Raw genomic sequence first — 21,886 nt, 5'->3', positions numbered from 1 at the left:
ATTATCTTATGATTGTTATAGTCCCTTGTTTTTGACCACCTTTGTCATCAAGAATCTTATAATAAAAAACCATATTTTGCTTAGGGAAACTCATAGTTGAAGTTGGCCAATTGTTCTTGTAGCCTTTTTCATTTAAAATTTCTTCACCGTTACTATTGTAAATAATAACAGTTGCATTGGGGTTATTAGAATAAGAATTTGGTAGTATCCATAGGTCATTTTTACCATCACCGTTTGGAGTAACTACATTAGGAACATTAAAAGTATCTTTGTATGAGACTGTAAATTGTTTTATAACTTCACAGTCGTCTATTTTTGCTATAAGCATGTAAGTACCTTCTGCTGTTAAACTAACAGTTGCACTTGTGCTTAATTCTACATTAGCTGCATCTAACCACTGGTAACTTGTACCACCGCTTGCAGATATTGTTTTAGTTTGTCCTTCTACAAGAATAACTGGATCACTGCTGTCTAGTGTAATTAAATCTTCATTTAATGGAGAAATAACAACTTCGTTAGAACGTAACGGACAGCCATTTTTTAGTACTTCTAGAACAAAAGTTCCTGTTTCTGTACTATTTAAAGTTTCATCTGTAGTATTAAAGCTAACACCATCTTTATACCAAGTAAATGTTTCACCTGCTAAAGTTGTTGTAGTACTTATAACTACCGGGTTGCTTGGGTTACAAAAAGTAGTACTACTTGCTGCAATTGTAACTGTTTCTGACGTTAATAATACTACACCTAATGTATTAGAGTCTATAGCACTATAACCACTAATACTAGCGTTTAATGTGTAATCTCCGTTAGTTGTAATATCAGATAAAGAAATTGAGTTACTTGTTTCACCAGAAACAGCTACACTATTCTTTTTCCATTGGTATGTAAATTCATTTTTTAAATCTGCTGTAACATCTGTTTTTGTACCATCTGCTGCAACAGCTTCAATTGTTTTTACATCTAATGTTGTTGTTGTGTTTTGGCAGTCTGTGTAAGCAGCTGTATAATCTATTTCTATGTTAAAAGAAGCTGGACTTACTACTGTTGTTTTGTCAGAATCTATAGTAAATGGGCAACTACCTCCATTGTCTGTAATACGTGCAAAATATTCTCCTGCACTATTAACTACTAGCGTATTTGTTGTTTCACCGCTAATTACTGTACCGTCTTTGTACCAAGCATAAGTAACAGCACTACTGCTACTAGTTACTTGTAATGTTTTTGTTTTAGTTGGTAAAATAACAAGGTTAGCCTCATTATCTCTAGTTAAAGTAACATTAGATGCTGTAGTAATAGAAACTGTTGCAGAGCGCTCTAAACAAGCTCCTGTACCACTAATTTCTACTGCATAGTTACCTTCAAAGCCTGCAGATGAACCATCTACTGTATATGTGTGGTTATCTACGGTTGGGCTAGTAATAGCAACATCGTCTTTATACCAAACATACGTTAATCCTTGTCCAGATATATTTGCTGTTAGTGTTTCTGTTTCTGTAGAGCAAAGGCTTGTTTTACTTGGTGTATTTAATGCTACACCTAAGCTTGTACCTGTTGTAACCTCTATAATGTTAGAGTCTGTACTTGCAGAACCAGAACAAATTGTTCCATAATCTATTTGTACAGAATACATACCTGCTTGTGTTGTTGTTAAAGAAGGTCCTTTTTCTGATAATAATGTACCGCTTCTATACCAGTTGTATAAATAAGTACTGGCGTTTGGTACATTATGTGGAGCCATAGTTATTGCTGTCCCGTCGCAAACTTCTATTGTTCCGCCAGATGGTATGTTGCCATTTCCATCTTGACTCATTAATATTGGCGAGTTAAAGTCTACATAGTACATAGAATAAGGCCCTGCTGACGGACTCACTTTTTCTGGACTTGTACTTTTTACTCGTATTTTGTAGTTCTCACCTCTAGTATCTGTAGGTAAGGCAAACTGAATGTTAAAATCATAATTAGCATTCTTATCATCTAATGTAGCAAGTGCTACAGGGCTACCAAAGTTACCGTTGGCATCAGATAATTCTAAAATAAATTTGTTGTCGCTGTTTACAGCTGGGGCATTAATCCAGGTAAAATTTACCCAGTAAGAGTTAAATCCGGAAGACGCACAAGCGGCAGTCCATCCGCTAGAACCACCACCGCTTGGGTCGGCAATGGGCTCTGGAGCATTTAAAATTTGGGCAGTTGTTGTTACCGAAAAGGTAAATAACAATAAAAGTACCAAAAGAGATGTAGTAGGTGTTGTTCTCATGACATGATTTTTTTTGTAACTATTTTATTGTCTGGGGACATAGTTAGTTAGATTAAACGTTTAAAATTTTTGCAAACATTTTAACGCGTGTGCGAAATTTGCTTTAACAAATATGGTTGTTTATAACTTGTTCATAAATTTATTGTTGTAGTAGTATTTAAATCTGTTGTGAAAATGACATTATTGTATGGTGACCGAATTTTTAACCGCCATAATTAATCTTATTTTGTACCTTTACTGCTTAATTTTATCCTATGAATGAAGGCGAAAAATCATTAAATTTTATAGAGCACATTATCGAGGAAGACCTGAAAAACGGTTTCTCAAAAGAGAATTTACGTTTTCGTTTTCCACCAGAACCTAATGGGTACTTACATATAGGACACGCAAGTTCTATTTGTTTAAATTTTGGTCTTGGTTTGCGTTATAATGCACCTGTAAATCTGCGTTTTGACGATACAAACCCAGCTAAAGAAGAACAAGAATATGTAGACGCAATTAAGAAAGATGTTACCTGGTTAGGCTTTAAATGGGAGCAGGAGTGCTTTGCATCAGATTATTTTCAGAAGTTGTATGATTGGGCAATTTTTCTTATAAAGCAAAATAAAGCATATGTAGACAGTCAGTCTTCTGATGCTATGGCTCAACAAAAGGGAACACCTACAACTCCTGGTGTTGCTAGTCCTTTTAGAGACAGGTCTGTAGAAGAAAACTTAGACCTTTTTAACCGTATGAAAAATGGCGAGTTTAAAGAAGGAGAACACGTTTTGCGTGCTAAAATAGATATGAGTTCTTCTAATATGCTAATGAGAGACCCTCTTATGTACCGTATTTTACATAAAGCGCATCACAGGACTAATACAGATTGGTGTATTTATCCTATGTATGATTGGACTCATGGAGAAAGTGATTATTTAGAGCAAGTTTCTCACTCTTTTTGTACACTAGAATTTGCTATGCATAGAGAGTTATATGACTGGTTTTTAGACCAAGTTTATGATGCTGAAAAAACAAGACCTAAACAAAGAGAATTTGCCAGACGTAACTTAAGTCATACCATAGTTAGTAAAAGAAAATTACTAAAACTGGTAGAAGAAGGAGTTGTAAAATCTTGGGATGACCCACGTATGCCTACTATTTCTGGGATGCGAAGAAGAGGGTATACACCAGAATCTATCCGTAATTTTGTAGATACTATAGGTATTGCAAAAAGGGATAACCTTATAGATGTGTCTTTATTAGAGTTTCATGTACGTGAGCACTTAAATAAAATTACAACTAGAGTTATGGGTGTTTTAGATCCTGTAAAAGTGGTCATTACCAATTATCCAGAAGGACAAGAAGAGTGGTTAGACATAGAAAATAATCCTGAGGATGCTGATTCTGGCAGTAGAAAAATACCTTTTTCTAGAGAAATTTATATTGAAAAAGAGGACTTTAGAGAAGAAGCTAACAAAAAATTCTTTAGACTAAAACTTGGTAAAGAGGTACGTTTAAAGGGAGCTTACATAATAAAGGCAGAATCTTGCACAAAAGATACCGATGGGAATATTACTGAAATTCAATGTACGTATGATACTTTAAGTAAAAGTGGAAGTGGCACTGAAGAAAGTTTACGTAAAGTAAAAGGAACATTACATTGGGTTTCTGTAAAACACGCAATAGAATCTGAAGTTAGATTGTATGATAGGTTATTTACAGATGAAAGTCCAGATACTCATAAAGAAAAAGATTTTATGGAATTTGTAAATCCTAATGCTTTACAAGTAATTAAAGGATTTGTAGAACCAAGTTTAAAAGAAGCAAAAATTGGTGACCGTTTTCAATTTCAGAGAATAGGTTATTTTAATATTGATACAGATAGTACTCAAGAAAATTTAGTTTTTAATAAAACAGTTGGTTTAAGAGATTCTTGGGCAAAAATTGCAGAAAAGAAGTAGTATAAGTTTTACTGATACTAATTTAAAACTAATTGGTATTTTCTATTAAAAACGACTTGTTTTAAGTGGTTTTAATGGACTTTTAAAAAGACTTAAACTATTTGTATGACTTGCTTATTAAAGTTTTAAAATTGATATTTAAAATGATTTTTAGCCTTTGAGGAGGTCATTTTTTATAAGTTTTGCTTTAACAAACAATATTTAGCATTGTAACATAAAAAAATCCGATAGAAATATAATTTTCTATCGGATTTTCTGATTTAAGAGTCTTGCTTAAAAATTAATCTTTTTTAGGTTGATCTAATTTTTTAGGCTTAGGATTATTGTTTGCTTTTTTCATATTTTCACCAATCATATTACTTGCTGTAAATGATGCAACCATATCATTTAACATTTGGCTACCAGCTTGTGGTGAGTTTGGTAATAGTATTAAATTACTATTTGTTTCTTGTCCTATAGATTGTAAAGTATCATAATGTTGAGTAACAACAATTAGGGCAGAAGCTTCTTGAGAATTTATGCCAACTTTATTTAATACTTCTACAGATTCTTCTAATCCACGAGCAATTTCTCTACGTTGGTCTGCAATACCTTGACCTTGTAAACGCTTACTTTCTGCTTCAGCTTTTGCTTTTTCTACAATTAAAATACGTGCAGCATCACCTTCATATTGTGCAGCAGTTTTTTCTCTGTCTGCAGCATTAATACGGTTCATCGCAATTTTTACTTGCGGATCCGGATCAATATCAGTTACTAAGGTTCTAATTATATCAAAACCATAATCCATCATTGCATCATTCAATTCAGCTTTTACAGCCAATGCAATATCATCTTTTTTAACAAAAACGTCATCTAATTTCATTTTTGGAACTTCAGCACGTACAACATCAAATACATAAGATGTTATTTGGTCATGAGGATAATCTAATTTATAAAATGCATCATACACTTTATCTTTTATTACTTTGTATTGTACAGAAACTTTTAATTTCACAAATACATCGTCTAAAGTTTTTGTTTCAATAATTACATCTAACTGCTGAATTTTTAAACTTAGTCTTCCTGCTATTCTTTGTATAAATGGTATTTTAAAGTGTAGACCAGATTGTCTAATACTACTAAATTTACCAAATGTTTCAATAATAGCAGCACTTTGTTGTTTAACAGAGAAAGCTGCAGAAAAAATAACAAATACCAAAAATACGATCATTGGTATGTATAAATAATCTCCCATAATTTTTTTAAGTTTTAGGTTTATGTTTTAAATGTACAAATACTGCACATATATATGTAGATAAAATAGGGGATATGTTACATTTTTATAAAAAAAAAAGCTACAAACGCATAATTACGTTTGTAGCTTTTAGTAAATGTTATGTAGATTATGCTAATTTTTCAATAGCATTTTTTATTCTTTTAATAGTTTCTTCTTTACCTAACATCTCAATAATATCAAATACGTGTGGCCCTTTCATGTCACCAACCAATACCAATCTAAAAGGAGGCATTACTTTACCAAAAGATAATTCCATATCTGTAATCCATTGTTTTACAATAGTTTCCGTATTGTTAGAGCTAAAATCTGTTATTGATTCCAAAACAGATACCAATTGGTTTAAAATATCTGGAGTACCTTCTTTCCATTGTTTTTTAACTCCTTTTTCTGCATATTCTGTTGGAGCAATGTAAAAGTAATCTGCTAAATCCCATATGTCATTTACAAAAGTTGCTCTCTCTTTTAGTAAATCTACCAAACGCTCAACAGTTTCTTGTTTTGCTAATGGGTGAGTTTCTTGTACATGACTTAAAATGGTAGGCATTAATAATGTTGCAATTTCTGCATTATCTTTTGCTTGTAAATACTGTGTATTATACCATTTGGTTTTATCTGGATCAAAACGAGCTCCAGACTTATTTACACGCTCTAAAGAAAACTCTTTTATAAGTTCTTCTAAACTAAATATTTCTTGTTCAGTTCCTGGATTCCAACCTAGTAGAGCTAAAAAGTTTACAACTGCTTCCGGAAAATATCCTTCTTCTTTATAACCAGTAGACTCGTTCCAAGATAGTGGAAACACGGGAAAACCTAGCTTTTCACCATCACGCTTACTTAATTTTCCTTTACCAACAGGTTTCATAATTAATGGTAAATGAGCAAATTCTGGAGCTTGCCAACCAAATGCATCATACAATTGTTTGTGTAATGCTAAAGATGGTAGCCATTCTTCACCACGTATTACATGAGAAATTTCCATTAAATGATCATCTACAATATTTGCTAAATGGTATGTTGGCATACCATCACTTTTATAAAGTACTTTATCATCTAACACATTAGTATCTATATGCATAGTGCCACGTATGCTATCTTTTAATTCTAATTTCTCATTTTCAGGAGTCTTAAAACGTATTACAAAAGCCTCATTATTAGCTAGTTTAGCTTCTACTTCTTCTTTAGTTAATGCTAAAGAGTTATTTAATTTTAACCTATTATGCCAGTTGTAAATAAAAGTTTTACCCTCTGCTTCATGGTTTTTTCTATGTTCATCTAAACTCTCAGAACTATCAAAAGCATAGTATGCATTACCATTTTCAATTAATTTATCTGCATATTCTTTATATAAATGCTTACGTTCACTCTGTTTGTAAGGTCCAAATTTACCTTCTTTACCAGGACCTTCATCAAAGCCAATTCCACACCAATTTAAACTGTCAACTATGTACTGTTCAGCACCTTCTACAAAACGATTTTGATCTGTGTCTTCTATACGTAGAATAAAATCACCACCATTTTTTTTAGCAAAAAGGTAGTTAAATAATGCGGTGCGCACACCACCAATATGTAAAGGTCCAGTAGGACTAGGAGCAAAACGTACTCTTACTTTAGAACTCATAATTTGTATTTATATGTACAAAGATACAGTTAGTTATTTGTCCTATTAAAGAGTTATACTCACTTTTTAACAATTTTTTTCTATCTTTTTCTTAAACTGTGGGTATCTTGGTATTAAATATTACACATTTTGAATAGTTTAGACCATATTTTACAAAAATTAAGGGCCTTTACTAAGAGGTATTATACCCAAAAATTACTAAAAGGAGTGCTTCTTTTTTTAAGTTTTGGATTACTTACTTTATTAGTAATACTGTGGCTTGAGTACCTTTTATGGTTTAATTCTACAGGTAGATTATTACTATTAATTGCGCTTTTGGGAGTAACTATTTACTTATTATATGCCTATATTTTAACACCCCTGTTTTATTTATTTCAACTTAAAAAGGGAATTACAAACAAAGATGCTTCCTTATTAATAGGTAAACATTTTCCTGAGGTAGGAGATAAGTTGTATAATTTATTAGATTTAGCAGAAGATACCAATTCATCAGAATTATTATTGGCAAGTATTGCGCAACGTTCGCAAAATTTAGATACTGTTCCTTTCGTTAGAGCAATAAATTTTAAAGAAAATTTCAAATACGCCAAGTATTTGGTAGTGCCTATTCTTATTTTACTGCTTGTATGGTTAAGTGGTAATTTAGGTTCTTTATTTGGTTCTTATGATAGAGTTGTTAACTATGAAATGGCTTTTGAAAAACCGGCACCCTTTTCTTTTAATTTGATTAATAATAAGTTAACCGTTTTAAAAGGTGAAAATTTAACACTAAAGCTTACTACTCAGGGTAAAATTAAACCAGAAAATGTAGCTATTGTTGTAGATGGTAAAGAACTTTTTTTACAAGAAAATAATGTCTTTTTTGAGTATGCTTTTGTTGCTCCGCAAAATAGTTCTTCTTTTTATTTTAAGGCTAATGATGTAACATCTCAACAGTATAGTTTACAAGTACTTAATGTTCCATTTTTAGAAGATTTTAAAATGGAATTGGTTTATCCTGCTTACACAAATAGAAAGTCCGAAACTATTAAAAGTACTGGAAACGCTACATTTCCTGAGGGTACAAAGGTTACTTGGAACATAAAAGGAGCACACATTAGTACTATTTCTTTAGGTTTAAAAGATACTATAATTGGTTTTAATAAAATTGATAATTCTTTTTCTTCTTCAAAAAGAGTTTATAATAGTACAGATTATATAATTAGTACATCTAACGGAAATGTTTCTAATTTTGAAAAATTAGGATATAAACTTACGGTAATAAAAGATGCTAATCCTATTATACAAGTTAATCAGGTTAAAGATACCCTGAATCCTAATATTTTATACTATTCTGGTACTGCTTCAGACGATTATAAACTGATGAGTATAAAATTAGTTTGTTATCCCGTAGATAAACAAGATAATAAACAAATTATTACTATAAGTACTCCAAAAAGTAATGTAAATCAGTTTTATTATACATTTCCTTCTGGGCTTAATTTAGAGCCTAATACTAATTATAGCTTTTATTTTTCTGCTACAGATAATGATGCTATTCATAATGGTAAAAGTACTAAAAGTCAAGTGTTTAATACTATATTATTAGATCAAGATGCTCTTAAAAATAATGATTTAGAACAGCAACAACAATTGTTAAACAATCTAGATAATTCGTTGGATAGTTTTAAAGAACAAAAAGAAAAATTACAGGAGCTTAATACCAAGCAAAAAGAGAAGGCTGCTTTAAATTATACCGAACAGTCTGAAGTTAAAGACTATTTGCAAAAGCAACAACAGCAAGAGCAGATGATGGAAAAGTTTAGCAAGCAGTTAAAAGAGAATTTGCAAAAGAGTAATACAGACGATAAACAAAATAAATTATTACAAGAAAGGCTACAACGTCAGGAGCAGGAAGCAAAAAAGAATCAAAAATTACTTGAAGAATTAAACAAAGTCGCCGATAAAATCAATAAAGAAGAGTTAACTAAACGCTTAGAAGAGCTTGGAAAAAGTCAAAAAAACAGTGAGCGTAACCTAGAACAGTTGTTAGAATTAACAAAAAAATACTATGTTACAGAGAAATTGGCGCAGTTAGGTCAAGATTTAGAGAAGCTTGCAGAGAAGCAAGAAGCACTTTCTGAACTTAAACAAGATCAAAATTCTGATATAAAAGATCAAGAAAATCTAAATAAAGCCTTTGAAGATTTAACAAAAGAACTTGTTGAACTAAAAAAGGACAATCAAAAATTACAAAAACCGCTAGATATTAAGGCTGATAAGAGTAAGCAAGATGATGTAAAACAAGATCAAAATGATGCTTTAGAGGAGTTAAATAAAGAACAGGGGAGTGATAATTCTTCTAAATCTGACAGTAAAGCCAGTAATAAAGCCGCTAAAAAACAGAAGTCTGCAGCAGATAAAATGAAACAAATGAGCAGTCAAATGCAGCAATCTTCATCTGGTGCTACTGGTGAATCTATTACTGAAGATGCAGAAATGTTGCGTCAAATTCTAGAAAATCTAGTTATTTTTTCTTTCAAACAAGAGCAATTATATGAAGATATAAGCTCTAGAGATACAGATGTTGCAAAGTTTTCTACCACAATTAAACGCCAAAAAGAGTTACGTACTTTGTTTGAGCACGTAGATGATAGTCTTTTTGCATTGTCTTTGCGTCAGGCCGAAATATCAGAAAAAGTAAATAAAGATATAACAGAAGTTTTTTATAATATAGATAAATCACTAGAGCAACTTGCAGAAAACAGGTCATATTTAGCTACTGCAAATCAAAAATATGTGCTCAATTCATCCAATAGTTTGGCAGATTTTCTTGCCAATTTGTTAGATAATATGAACCAGAGTATGAAATCTGGTGCCGGTCAAGGCCAAGGAAAAGGCAAAGGTTTTCAACTTCCAGATATTATTAAAGCACAAAACGACCTAAAAAATAAGATGGGTAAACAGGGAGATTCCAAGTCTTCTGAAGGGAAAAAACCTGGGGAAAGTGAAAAACCAGGTGGAGAAAATCCGGGTTCTGATGGAGAAAAAGGTAAATCTGGAGAAAAAGGTAAGGAAGGAGAAAGCGGTAAAGAAGGTGAAAAAGGTAAAAATGGAGAAGGAGGTAAGCAAGGATCTCAAGGTAAAAATGTTGAAAAAGGTTCTCAAAAAGGATCTGGTGGAACTGGTTTATCCGAGGGTGAATTAAAAGAAATCTTTGAGATTTATAAGCAGCAACAAAAAATTAGACAAGAATTAGAGCAGCAATTAAAGGATATGATTGCTAAAGAAGATAAGAATTTGGCTAAAAAACTGCTACAACAAATGGAAGATTTTGAAGATGATTTACTTGAAAATGGCATTACTAATAGAACAAAGTCTAAAGTAAATAACATACAACATCAGCTGTTGAAGCTAGAAAATGCAGCCTTAAAACAAGGAGAAAAAAGTACAAGAGAAGCTAATAAAGCAAAAAATAAGTTTAGTAATCCTATTACGACTAAGCCAGAAGCATTAGAGAATTATCGTAACGAAATAGAAATCTTAAATAGACAAGCACTACCTTTGCAGCAAATTTATCAAAATAAAGTGCAAAAATATTTTAAAACCAATGATTGATTTTCATTATGAAACAGGATTTAGTCTAAAAGATAATACCAAGTATATCGATTGGATTAATAGGATAATAGCTTCTGAAGAGCATTTAGTAGGTGATATTAATTACATTTTTTGTGATGATGCTTACCTGTTAAACATCAATCAGCAGTATTTAGATCACGATACGTATACAGATATTATTACGTTTGATTATACAGATGGGAAGGTAATTAGCTCAGATATTTACATTTCTGTAGAACGAGTTAAAGAAAATGCAGTAGATTTTAAGGTAGATTTTGATGTAGAAATGCTTAGAGTTATGGCTCACGGAGTGCTACATTTAGCCGGTTATAAGGATAAATCTACTGAAGAAGCGGCATTAATGAGGAGTAAAGAAGAAGAAAAAATTAAATTGTTCCACGTGGAACATTAAGATTATGTTTGATAAAGAATACGATGTTATTGTAGTTGGCGGTGGCCACGCAGGTGCAGAAGCAGCAGCTGCTGCGGCTAATTTGGGTTCTAAAACTTTGTTGGTTACAATGAACCTGCAAACCATAGGACAAATGTCTTGTAACCCTGCAATGGGAGGGATTGCAAAAGGGCAGATTGTTAGAGAAATTGACGCTTTAGGAGGGTATAGTGGTATCATTTCTGATAAATCTGCTATACAATTTAAGATGTTAAACAAGTCAAAAGGACCTGCAATGTGGAGTCCTAGGACGCAAAATGACCGTATGCGTTTTGCTGAAGAATGGCGTTTAGCTTTGGAAAGAACACCCAATTGTGACTTCTATCAGGAGATGGTTTCTGGCTTAATTATAGAAGGAGATAAGGTTTGTGGAGTAACAACTTCCTTAGGAATTGAGATAAGATCTAAGGCTGTTGTACTAACAAATGGTACGTTCTTAAACGGGTTAATTCACATAGGAGAACGCCAATTAGGTGGTGGTAGAGCAGGTGAAAAAGCCGCTACTGGTATCACAGAACAACTGGTAGATTTAGGGTTTGAAAGTGGTAGAATGAAGACAGGGACACCACCTAGAGTAGATGGTAGATCACTAGATTATTCTAAGATGATAGTGCAGCCAGGTGATGCAATTCCAGAGAAATTTAGCTATACAAATACCAATGTATTGGCTTATCAAAGAGATTGTCATATGACGCATACAAGTACTTTAGTGCACGATTTATTGCGTGAAGGCTTTGATAGATCACCTATGTTTAACGGTAGAATTAAGAGTTTAGGACCGCGTTATTGTCCGTCTATTGAGGATAAAATTAATAGGTTTGCAGACAAAGATAAGCACCAATTATTTGTAGAACCAGAGGGTTGGGATACGGTAGAAGTATACGTAAATGGCTTCTCAACTTCGCTACCAGAGGACGTGCAATTTAAAGCTTTACGCTCTGTTGTTGGCTTTGAAAATGTGAAGTTTTTTAGACCAGGTTATGCTATAGAATATGACTATTTTCCTCCTACACAATTAAAGCATACACTAGAAACTAAGCTTGTAAATAACCTATATTTTGCGGGTCAAATTAATGGTACAACTGGGTATGAAGAGGCAGCAAGTCAAGGCCTAATGGCAGGTATAAATGCGCACCAAAAAGTTAAAGAAAATGAGCCTTTAATACTGAATAGAGACGAGGCTTATATAGGTGTTTTAATAGACGATTTAATTACAAAAGGAACAGAGGAGCCATACAGAATGTTTACTTCTAGAGCAGAATATAGAACATTATTAAGGCAAGATAATGCCGATATTAGGCTTACTCCACTAGGTCATAAAATAGGTTTAGCATCAGATTCTAGACTAAAAAGGATGGAAGAAAAGCTTAAAAAATCTGATGCATTTGTAAACTTTTTTAGAGAAACAAGTGTTGTTCCAGAGGATATAAATCCTATTTTAGAGTCTGTAAATTCTGCTCCAGTTAAACAATCTCATAAGATGTTTAAGAGTTTTTCTAGGCCTAATGTTACTATGGATCATATGAAATCTTTGGATGCTGTTGCGCAATTTATTGAGCAAGAAAACATAGATAGAGAGGTGATGGAGCAGACCGAAATTCAGGTTAAATATGCAGGTTATATTGCCAAGGAAAAGAACAATGCAGATAAGCTGCAGCGATTAGAAAACATTAAAATTCCGGATAATTTTGACTATAGACAACTAAAGAGTTTGTCTTATGAAGCTAGAGAAAAGTTAGAGGCAATTAGACCAGTTACTATCTCGCAAGCCTCCAGAATTAGTGGGGTTTCGCCAAGTGATATAAGTGTGTTACTTGTGTTTATGGGAAGGTAATTTAAGTTTAAAGCACATAAGATTTACCCAATTGTTCCACGTGGAACAATTGGGTTTTTTGTTTTTAAATATATTCTAGTTTATGTTTTTTTATGGTTGTTATAACGGCAGAGTAGAGTTGTTTATTGTGTGCTTTTTTAAATGTAAAATGCGTTCGTTTTTTTGCTTTGCTAAAAGCTCTATTTTTATTTTTTATCACAACCTTTTATTTTGTTTTTAATATGCTTTTAAGTATATGATGTTTTCCCTTTTTTTTATGATGGATTGAAAATTATCTCGCATAAGATTTCTGTTTTTTAAATCTTTAATCTAATAATTTCTTTGCTCTCTTGGTTCAGATTTATTTTTATCCTTTTTAGATTTTTGTTTTTGGTAATTTATTTTTTAAAGTTGATTTTACATTTTTGTTTGAATTTTTTTCTTCACTACTTTTTGTATTTAGATTTTATTTCTCTCTTTATTTTGAGTTTGTTTTTTCAACTATTTTCTATCTAAATTTCACACACATTTTTATCTCGTTTTTTTATTTTTTTTCCTCTTCTTTTTTTGCGTTGATATTCTTCTTTTTTTTATTCAAATTACACTTTCATTTTGAGCTTTATTTTTGATTTAAAATTCTGTTTTTTTTATCGCTTTTTGTTTTTTATTTTTTTTCATTTCTGTTCATTTTTTAAATGATTTTATTTTTAATTTTTATTCTATTTCAGTTTTCCTTTTTCTTTTTTTTTGATGCTTTTTTTATTTTAGTTTTTATTCGTTTTTAACTTTTTTAAGATAAAATTTTCAGCTTCTTTAATTTTTGTTTTTATACTTTTTTGGATGTCGTCATTTTTCCTTTTTTCTAATTTTTTAATAGTAATTTTTATTTTAATTTTTTGCTTTCTAAAATTTAGAACCTCATTTTGAAATTCATTTTTTTTCAAGTTTTTTAATTTTATAGTTTTTTAATTTTTTTGCTTGAGTTATTTTTTTCATCAACCCAATAAAGTAAAAAAGTGAGAGTGTTTTTTTAAAGAAATTAGAATGGAGTAGTGCTCAAAAAATTTGGTTTTATTTTGATTTGCTGTTTTCTATTATTTAAGTTTTCCAACTTTCAACTTCTGGTTCAATTTTTGTTACTGATAAAAAAGCATTCAAATCAAAAAACATAAAAATGAAAAATTTATTTCTAGTAGTTATTTTAGCTTTTTTGCAATCTTGTATTCCGTTGCGTGTTTCTCCCAATATTGAAGATTATAAAATTGCTAAAGGAAAAAATTTTAAAAGAGGATTAACCAAGCACCAAGTTTTTATTTTTGAAGATCCAAAAGATGAAAGTGAGTTTTATAATTATGTGGATGTAAAATATCAATTATACAATACTGATGTTTTTTACAATGTTCCTTTTTTTATAAATGATGTGCCATATTACTTTTCGTTTTATGAAGTGGAAAAGAAAGATAAGAGCATAGACTTATTTACGCCCACTTTAGGAGTTTTAGCAAATAGAGCTATAGGTTCTAATGATAATCCTTCTGATCTTTTTAATGAGCAACCTCGCATACGTATAGATGGTAATTATTTTATAGCTATAAATGTTACTGATGACGATGGAAAAGATTGCTTGGATGAAAATTCACTTTCACGTCCTTTAGTTTTAAACTATCTTCGTGCATTAAAGAAAGAATATTTAGCTACGCACAATTACAATGAACTTTTATTTAAAAACTAAAGACCATTCTGTAACACAAGAAAATTTTACATTAAACTATAATGAAGATTTAGATATGTTGGTTACAGAACCGCAACCAAAAAATTTAGATGTTTATTATGAGAGTGAAGATTACATTTCTCATACAGACGCAAAAGAAACTGTTGTAGACAAAATGTACCAAACTGTAAAAAATTATAGTTTGCAAAAAAAGATTCAGTTAATTACATATTACACCAAAGGAGAAAAATCTGTTTTGGATGTTGGTGCGGGTACCGGAGACTTTTTAATTACGGCACAAAATAATAAATGGACTTGTGCCGGAGTTGAGCCAAACGAATCTGCAAGAAAAAAAGCTGCAGAAAAAGGTTTGAATTTGTTTAGCAGTTTAGAAACACTACCAGAAAAAAAATACAACGTAATTACACTTTGGCACGTTTTAGAACATTTGCCAAATTTAGACGAACAAATAAAAATGCTAAAATCTAAATTAGCAGAAGATGGTACTTTAATAATTGCAGTTCCAAATTTTAAAAGTTACGACGCAAAACATTATAAAGAGTTTTGGGCTGCTTTTGATGTACCAAGACATTTATGGCATTTTTCTAGAACTGCTATAAAAAAGATTTTTGCAAAGCACAATATGAAACTTATAAAAACGAAGCCAATGTTGTTTGATGCTTTTTATGTTTCGCTATTATCTGAAAAATACAAAACAGGAAAGCAAAATATGTTTACCGCTTTTTACAGAGGTTTGCGTTCTAATTTATCTGCAATGAGAACCAACGAACATTCTTCTGTTATTTATGTTCTTAAAAAGGACTAAAACGCATTTTAAAGCCATTTAAGAGGGGTTTATTACTTAGAACAAGTACTAAGTCCTTTTTTTTGTTTTAATCCACTAGAATTAATGCTAAAATCCACTTTTTAATAGTTTTGGATTATGTAATTTATAAATTATTATAGATTTTACTTATTATAGTTTTTAATTATCAAAAATGTATTTTTACATAGTTTTTGTAAATAACTTGTAAATCTCAAGATTCTTTAAAAAAAGATCAAATTTTAATTTTAATGAATTTTAAAACTAACATCGGTTTTTCTTTCAGATTCAAAAACTTTTCTATTTTTGCTCAACTTAAATTTTGACTTTCCGTCGGTTCGGAAGTTTTATATTAAAAACCTAGAAATGAAAAAAATTATTTTTGCACTTGCATTCATCGGTTTAGTAGGATGCCAACAAAGTAAAATGGGTTACGTAGATAACGTAAAACTAATGAACGATTATCAAGAGAAAGTAGACTTAGAAGCTAAGTTTAAAACTAAGATAGAAGCTTTTGGTAAAAAGAGAGATAGTGTACAGCAAGCTTTCCAGATGGAAGCACAAGCTTTTCAGGCTAAAGCACAAAAAATGGCTCAGGCTAAAGCACAAGAAGAGTATGGTATGCTACAGCAAAAAAGCCAGTTTATTGGTCAGCAATTGCAACAAGAAGAAAAACAACTACAAGTTAGCAGCCAAACGGAAATGGATAGCTTAGTTTCTAAAGTTAAAAAAGAAATTAAAGCTTACGGTAAAACAAACGGTTTCTCATACATTTTTGGTGGTGGAGACGGTGGTAGCGTTTTATACGGTACAGACGCAGATGACCTTACAGATGAGATTACTAAAATCTTAAACGATAATTACAAGAAATAATCTTGTTATTTACACATACAAAAAGCCTCAGCATAATGCTGAGGCTTTTTTTGTTTTAAGGCTTTTATAACTAATAGTATACCTGTGTTAAGTAAATTGTGTGTAAAAAGAATAAAACGCTCTTAAATGACTTTAAAATCAAAAATAGAGGCGTTAGAACTTATTATTAACCAAGTATTATTTAGTTTTACCCTTTAAACAATATTTATTTTCTGGTATATAACTGAATTTAAGTAAGACATTGCCTGTTATTTTTTTGGTGTGTTACGTATTTCCGTAATTTTTTAGTGCTATAAGTTATATATTTATGAGACAATTCTCTCCCCCGAGATTTATTTTTTATAAATAAAGTTTTATTATGGATGAAGACTGGATAATTATACTATTGACTAGTACTGTAGTTTCTACACTGGTCTCAGTAATGGCTAACTATTTTATTGAAAAACGCAAGTATAACCAAGAATATTGGAAAATAACAATTAATAAAAGGCTTGAAGTTTATGAGTCAATTGAAAAAATGTTGATTTACTTTCAGTCAAGTCACATGGTTGATGATAGACCCTGTCATCTAGCTTTTATCACAGCAGAATCACTTACAAATTTAAATTTAGAAATTACAAAGATAACTTGGAAAAGGAATTGGGTAAGTACAGAATTATATGTTCAGCTGAAAGTTTTAAACAGACTAATTTATTGTGCTGAGGAAAAAAGTGATACTGAGAAATATGGTGTGGAAAAATATAAAGAAATTCAGGCTATTAGAGATAGAATCTTGATAATCTTACAGGAGGATTATTTAAATATGCCAAAAGTTAGAAGGTTTTATAAGCTAAAGTTAAAAGAAGAAAAAAATACCGAGAAATTAGAAAAAGAAAAAAATGGAAAAAATCAGATACACTAAAAAAAAGGTACGTACTAACATTTTATTCTCATCCTTGTTTGTTGTTTATGCATTATACAAGTCGGTATATCTTACTATAAAAAGCGATTCTATAAAGTGGATTGGCTTTATTTTACTGATTATAGCTATTATTTGGTTTGTAAAAAGCATATTAAAATCTACCAATTATTGTTTGGTTCTAAAAAACGGTATTTTAAAAGAAGGAACAGTTTTTAGTAAAAAAATTGCTCTAAAAGATATTACATATATTAGAAAAACTGAAGAGCAATATATTTTAAAAACAGCCAATAAAGAGTTGGTTGTACACATAAATGAAGTAGAGGAGGAATCGCTTAAAAACTTAGATAACGTATTGGCAAACCTAGATTTGCCAGTAGAAAAAAATCCTTTTGCTGTTAATTAATATTATTTTTTGAGTATTACCTGCTTTAGTACTTATGTATGGTTATCATTTTGTTAAATACTAATTGGTATTATTTTGTAGGATTAAATATTTATGAAAATATAAAACTCATAATTGGTTACATTCTTTGGGCTATTACTATTTATCTTTGGTCTTTAGGGGTAGTACGCTTATGGATGGGCGCTCAAGAAGTTGGCTCAACATTTTTAAAGCAATTAATGGCCTGGGGTTACGGTTTAACTTTAATGATAGATTCTGTTTTAATTGCAACTATATCTATAATTACTTTTATTTTATTAGATCTTTTTTACTTAAAAAAGAGGACAAACCAAACAAAGCCAATTATATTTAAACTAATCAGTGCTTTGGCTTTAACAATTGTTGTGGCTGTTCTTTTCCTAGGCGTTGAGTATTTTTTAGTACATACATAACAGTTTGATGATTTTTAATGAAAATAGAATACAAAATTTTTAACCTTTTCCTATTTGGAGCTTTGAGCGTTCCTTTTTTATTTTTTTCGTATTTACTTTTGAGATTAGAGTATAATGAGCACTTAGTTTTTGGTTATATTGAACAAGCAAAGATAATAGGTATAGAGACCAGCTTAGGGCCTAGTTCTGGTGAATATGGAACAAATATTAAGTTTAATTTAGAACTACTAAATAACAGTAGTAATCGCAAAAATTTCTCTATATATAGTTTAATGAACAATGCTTCTCCTTTTAAAAATGAGATGGAATTAGCGTTTTGTGGAGGAGCAAATATAGGAGATGTTGTAACCGTAAAATTGGTTAGCAATCACCAAGCAAAAATTTTGCGTTGGAAAGGAATAAAAATTAATTCTAAAACAAATTTTTGGAGTATTACAGGTAGGTGGTTTTTAATTTTAATACTTATTACTATTCCAACATATATTTATTATCGGTTATATAAAATGATAAAAATTAAGACCTTAAATTAAATATGGGTTGTTTTAAAGTTATTCTTGGTTTAGAATAAAATAAATGGACCTGTTGTATATGGCCTAGAAACACGTTAACTTTTATTCAGTTGTGCACTAATAGTAAACCTAAACGTAGCACCATCTTCATCCTCGTTGTTTTCTAAGCTCATTTTACCACCTAACATTTCTGTATACGCCTTTGCAATTGCCAAACCAACACCAGCTCCGTGTAATGCATTTTTTTGGTCTGTATCTACCTGGTAAAAAGCTTTAAAAATAGCAGCAATCTTATCTTTTGGTACGCCAATGCCTGTATCTTTTATAACAAACTCAATAGTACTTATGTCTTTGTAATAACAACTTAAATTTATAGTTCCTTTTTCTGTATACTTAATAGCATTGTTTAAAAGGTGTTTTAGCACTGTAGTTAGCTTTTCTTTGTCTGTATATACCAAAGCCTCATTAGGGCTTATTAAGTTGTTTTTACTAATGCTTATTCCTTTTTTCTCTGCACTTGCTTCTGCGTTAGCAAAAGATGCTCTAATAACACTGTTTATATTAAATGCAGAGGTATTTAGTGCCATTAAACCTGTTTCTAACTTAGATATGTTTACAATGTCAGCTATTATTTCTAATAATTTATTTCCATTTTCTTCAATAAGTTGTAAGTACTCTTGAGATTCTTTGTTGTTTTTATGAAGCTCTTTTAAAAGGTCTGCACTACCTAAAATACCATACATTGGAGTACCAATTTCGTGACTAATATTAGATAAAAATGCAGATTTTAATCTATCTGATTTTTCGGCTCTTTTTTGTGCAGAAACAGCATTGTTGTGTTTAATAACAAGCTCTTTTTGTAGCTTATTTTCTTTAACCAATGCTTTGTGTAATTGTTTTATTAAAAAAGACAAAGAGAATACTAGTATAAAATTAAAGAGTACGTTGTTTACTGTTACTACAGCTAGTACTTCAAAATCATAGTCATCAAAAAATGGAAAATAAAAGAGATTAAAATAATAGCCGGCTAGTAAAATTAAGTATAACACCACAGTAAGCAATACCCAGTTTACACCTTCTTTACGACCTTTGTAAAGTGTTATTAGTGAGGTTGTTGTAAGTATTAAAATGCTTCCGTTTCCTTTAAAACCTAAATTTAGTAGTAGCCCAATAGATAGTAGAAATAATGTAATAGAAAAAACAGTTTTTTTAGTGTTAAAGCCTATTTTGTTTACAAAAACAATTACGATTAATGTTAATATAGCAAGGGTGTCTAAGTAAACTATAATTAACTCGTTTCTGTTTATGGCAACATAACTACTTGGAAAATAGGCTATACCTCCAATTAAAAATGTAAGTAGTAAAATAGATATAAAAAGTTTGTCTCTAAAATAGTCTAGATCTTTACTTTTATTAACCTTTTTAAAATTACTGTATTTTACAAACCAATTTGTGTAAGACTTCCACCATTTTTGTATCATCTTGGGTAATGTATACTAAACAACTTACAATTACATTGTTGGCGTAACTGTTTCTGTGTCAACTTAAATGTAAGAATTTAATTCAAGCTTTGTTTTCTTAGTAAACAATTTTCGTTAAAATGTAGTTTTATACTTTAATCAAACATTTTTAACTGTTTCTTGGGGTATTTTTTTAATTTTTAAACCGTTTCTTCTGATTGCAAATGTGTAGAAACAGTAAAGCCAAAAGTGGCTCCGCTATTTTCATTGTTTTTAAGGCTTAATTTGCCGCCAAGCATTTCTGTGTATGCCTTAGAAATTGCTAAACCAACACCAGAACCGTGTAACGCATTTTTTTGATCGGTATCTACCTGGTAAAAAGCTTTAAAAATAGACCTAAACTTGTCTTTTGGTATACCAATGCCGGTATCACTAACCTCAAATGCTATTTTACCTTGTTCTGGTAAATGGCATTTAATATTAATAGACCCTTTTTCTGTGTATTTAATTGCATTTTTTATCAAATGAATTAATACGGCTTCAACTTTTTCTTTATCGGTGTAAATAAGAGCTTCGTTGGCACTAATTAAATCTGTAATGGTAAAATTTATTTGTTTTTCTTTGGCTTCTTTTTGCAAGTCAGAGTAAACTTTTTCAACACTATTTTTAATATTAAAAGCAGTAGGATTAATTGGCATAAGTCCAGATTCTACTTTAGAAATATTTACAATGTCTGCAATAATGTCTAAAAGCTTATTACCGTTGTTTTCTATTAGTGTTAATGATTTCTGATACTCTTTATCTTTTTTATTGTATTCTTTTAATAGGTCTGTAGTTCCTAAAATACTGTACATTGGAGTTCCAATTTCGTGACTAATATTTGCTAAAAAGGCAGACTTTAATTGCTCAGACTGTTCCGCTTTATTTCTAGCAGCAACAGCATTATTGTGTTTAACAACTAAGGCTTTTTGCAATTTTTTTTCACTAACCAAAGCTTTGTGTAGTTGGGTTATTAAAAATGATATAGAAAAAATTAAAATTAAATTAAAAAACAGATTGTTTAAAGCAATAATAATAAGCTCTGTAAAATTGTAACCTACCGTATATCTAAAGTTAAAATAGCCTAGTTTAATACAGGTTAATAAAATAATATATACTAAAGTAGCGTAACCAAAAGCATAAAAACCTGCTTTTTTACCACTGTACAAGGTAATAGCCGAAGTTGTCATTAATAAAATTAATGGTCCATTACCGCTTAAATCATTATTGATTAGTAGAATAGTAGATAGTACTAACAAATTAACAGAAAAGATTGTCTTTTTTATTCTTAGAGATATAGCTTTATTTAAAACCACAAAGAGTAAAACAGATACAGCTAAAGTATCTATTATTACTAGTACCATTTCTAAATTTATATAAGCAACAATTACACTAGGTATATAAGCTAAAATACCAAAAAAGTTTACCAATAAAATAATAGAAATAAACAACTTATCTCTAAAGTATTCTAATGCCTTATTGCTATTAATTAACTCAAAACCTATATAGTTAATGTACCACTTTCTATATGTGAACCATAATTTTTGCATAAATCTATTTGGGGAATTTAAAAACGTATGTACTTGTTTAAACGCAGTTTAGTAAATTCTATTTTTAAAACACACATTTATTCGTTAAACGGTAAAACAATGTATTTTGACGATCTTTTTTTTACTATTTGTAAATGTAATTTAACAAACAAACATCTTTATAGTAGTTGAAAACACTAGCTTTTGTAGGTTTTTATTTCTTAATTTTTTAGGGTGAATAAAATTTATTTTAAA

Annotated in this window: 17 protein-coding genes; 11 read left to right on the top strand and 6 right to left on the bottom strand. The window is 30.5% G+C overall.

The window, feature by feature from the left end; all coding sequences use genetic code 11:
• Position 1 precedes the first annotated feature (1 nt).
• Positions 2-2,257, bottom strand: a complete 2,256-nt coding sequence (locus tag Q4487_RS09915) for a gliding motility-associated C-terminal domain-containing protein (protein WP_303542325.1) — start codon at positions 2,255-2,257, stop codon at positions 2-4.
• Positions 2,258-2,511: 254 nt separating this feature from the next.
• On the opposite strand from Q4487_RS09915, the gene Q4487_RS09910 reads away from it, so the two are divergent.
• Positions 2,512-4,197, top strand: a complete 1,686-nt coding sequence (locus tag Q4487_RS09910; RefSeq protein WP_100894397.1) for a glutamine--tRNA ligase/YqeY domain fusion protein — start codon at positions 2,512-2,514, stop codon at positions 4,195-4,197.
• A 280-nt stretch (positions 4,198-4,477) separates the two neighbouring features.
• On the opposite strand, the gene Q4487_RS09905 is transcribed toward Q4487_RS09910, so the two are convergent.
• Together Q4487_RS09905 and gltX are read right to left on the bottom strand one after the other, a co-directional pair.
• The gene (locus tag Q4487_RS09905; RefSeq protein ID WP_100894396.1) at positions 4,478-5,431 is read right to left on the bottom strand and encodes an SPFH domain-containing protein; all 954 of its coding nucleotides are present in this window, start codon (positions 5,429-5,431) and stop codon (positions 4,478-4,480) included.
• A 148-nt stretch (positions 5,432-5,579) separates the two neighbouring features.
• A complete protein-coding gene (gltX, locus tag Q4487_RS09900) occupies positions 5,580-7,091 on the bottom strand; it encodes a glutamate--tRNA ligase (RefSeq protein ID WP_303542328.1) in 1,512 nt (503 codons plus the stop codon).
• A 129-nt stretch (positions 7,092-7,220) separates the two neighbouring features.
• On the opposite strand from gltX, the gene Q4487_RS09895 reads away from it, so the two are divergent.
• Genes Q4487_RS09895 through mnmG form a run of 3 tightly spaced genes read left to right on the top strand, consistent with a single transcriptional unit; the run spans position 7,221 to position 12,973 of the window.
• Positions 7,221-10,688 (top strand): hypothetical protein, encoded by a 3,468-nt coding sequence (locus Q4487_RS09895; protein WP_303571887.1) that lies wholly within the window; start codon positions 7,221-7,223, stop codon positions 10,686-10,688.
• Positions 10,681-11,100, top strand: coding sequence for an rRNA maturation RNase YbeY (gene ybeY / locus Q4487_RS09890; protein WP_303542332.1), 420 nt, complete (start codon positions 10,681-10,683; stop codon positions 11,098-11,100). The genes Q4487_RS09895 and ybeY overlap by 8 nt, the downstream gene beginning before the upstream one ends.
• 4 nt (positions 11,101-11,104) lie before the next feature.
• Entirely contained in the window at positions 11,105-12,973 is a 1,869-nt protein-coding gene (gene mnmG, locus Q4487_RS09885) for a tRNA uridine-5-carboxymethylaminomethyl(34) synthesis enzyme MnmG (RefSeq protein WP_303542337.1), read from the top strand.
• 743 nt (positions 12,974-13,716) lie between these two features.
• Here the strand turns inward: mnmG and Q4487_RS09880 are convergent.
• Positions 13,717-13,896 (bottom strand): hypothetical protein, encoded by a 180-nt coding sequence (locus Q4487_RS09880; RefSeq protein ID WP_303542339.1) that lies wholly within the window; start codon positions 13,894-13,896, stop codon positions 13,717-13,719.
• 230 nt (positions 13,897-14,126) lie between these two features.
• On the opposite strand from Q4487_RS09880, the gene Q4487_RS09875 reads away from it, so the two are divergent.
• The 7 genes from Q4487_RS09875 to Q4487_RS09845 all read left to right on the top strand — a co-directional run bounded on the left by Q4487_RS09875 (position 14,127) and on the right by Q4487_RS09845 (position 18,624).
• Positions 14,127-14,684, top strand: coding sequence for a hypothetical protein (locus tag Q4487_RS09875; RefSeq protein WP_303542341.1), 558 nt, complete (start codon positions 14,127-14,129; stop codon positions 14,682-14,684).
• Complete coding sequence (locus Q4487_RS09870) at positions 14,662-15,489, top strand: class I SAM-dependent methyltransferase (RefSeq protein ID WP_303542342.1); 828 nt, start codon at positions 14,662-14,664, stop codon at positions 15,487-15,489. Before Q4487_RS09875 ends, Q4487_RS09870 begins: the two co-directional genes overlap by 23 nt.
• A 363-nt stretch (positions 15,490-15,852) precedes the next feature.
• Entirely contained in the window at positions 15,853-16,359 is a 507-nt protein-coding gene (locus tag Q4487_RS09865; RefSeq protein ID WP_034644270.1) for an OmpH family outer membrane protein, read from the top strand.
• 358 nt (positions 16,360-16,717) lie between these two features.
• Positions 16,718-17,260, top strand: coding sequence for a hypothetical protein (locus Q4487_RS09860; protein ID WP_303542344.1), 543 nt, complete (start codon positions 16,718-16,720; stop codon positions 17,258-17,260).
• Positions 17,238-17,663 carry a hypothetical protein gene (locus Q4487_RS09855; RefSeq protein ID WP_303542345.1) on the top strand — a complete coding sequence of 142 codons (426 nt, stop codon included), beginning with the start codon at positions 17,238-17,240 and terminating at the stop codon, positions 17,661-17,663. The genes Q4487_RS09860 and Q4487_RS09855 overlap by 23 nt, the downstream gene beginning before the upstream one ends.
• Before the next feature lie 38 nt (positions 17,664-17,701).
• Positions 17,702-18,094 carry a hypothetical protein gene (locus Q4487_RS09850; RefSeq protein ID WP_303542347.1) on the top strand — a complete coding sequence of 131 codons (393 nt, stop codon included), beginning with the start codon at positions 17,702-17,704 and terminating at the stop codon, positions 18,092-18,094.
• Positions 18,095-18,192: 98 nt separating this feature from the next.
• The gene (locus Q4487_RS09845; protein WP_303542349.1) at positions 18,193-18,624 is read left to right on the top strand and encodes a hypothetical protein; all 432 of its coding nucleotides are present in this window, start codon (positions 18,193-18,195) and stop codon (positions 18,622-18,624) included.
• A gap of 74 nt (positions 18,625-18,698) precedes the next feature.
• On the opposite strand, the gene Q4487_RS09840 is transcribed toward Q4487_RS09845, so the two are convergent.
• Together Q4487_RS09840 and Q4487_RS09835 are read right to left on the bottom strand one after the other, a co-directional pair.
• Positions 18,699-20,084: a HAMP domain-containing sensor histidine kinase gene (locus Q4487_RS09840; protein WP_303542351.1), complete on the bottom strand. Its 1,386-nt coding sequence runs from the start codon at positions 20,082-20,084 to the stop codon at positions 18,699-18,701.
• Positions 20,085-20,263: 179 nt separating this feature from the next.
• Positions 20,264-21,652 carry a HAMP domain-containing sensor histidine kinase gene (locus tag Q4487_RS09835; protein ID WP_303542353.1) on the bottom strand — a complete coding sequence of 463 codons (1,389 nt, stop codon included), beginning with the start codon at positions 21,650-21,652 and terminating at the stop codon, positions 20,264-20,266.
• Positions 21,653-21,886: the final 234 nt, after the last annotated feature.

Source organism: Cellulophaga sp. 3_MG-2023 (genome assembly GCF_030546975.1).
Taxonomy (GTDB): Bacteria; Bacteroidota; Bacteroidia; order Flavobacteriales; family Flavobacteriaceae; genus Cellulophaga.
The sequence above is the reverse complement of the archived record's forward strand: the minus strand, read 5'-3'. Positions and strand labels throughout refer to the sequence as shown.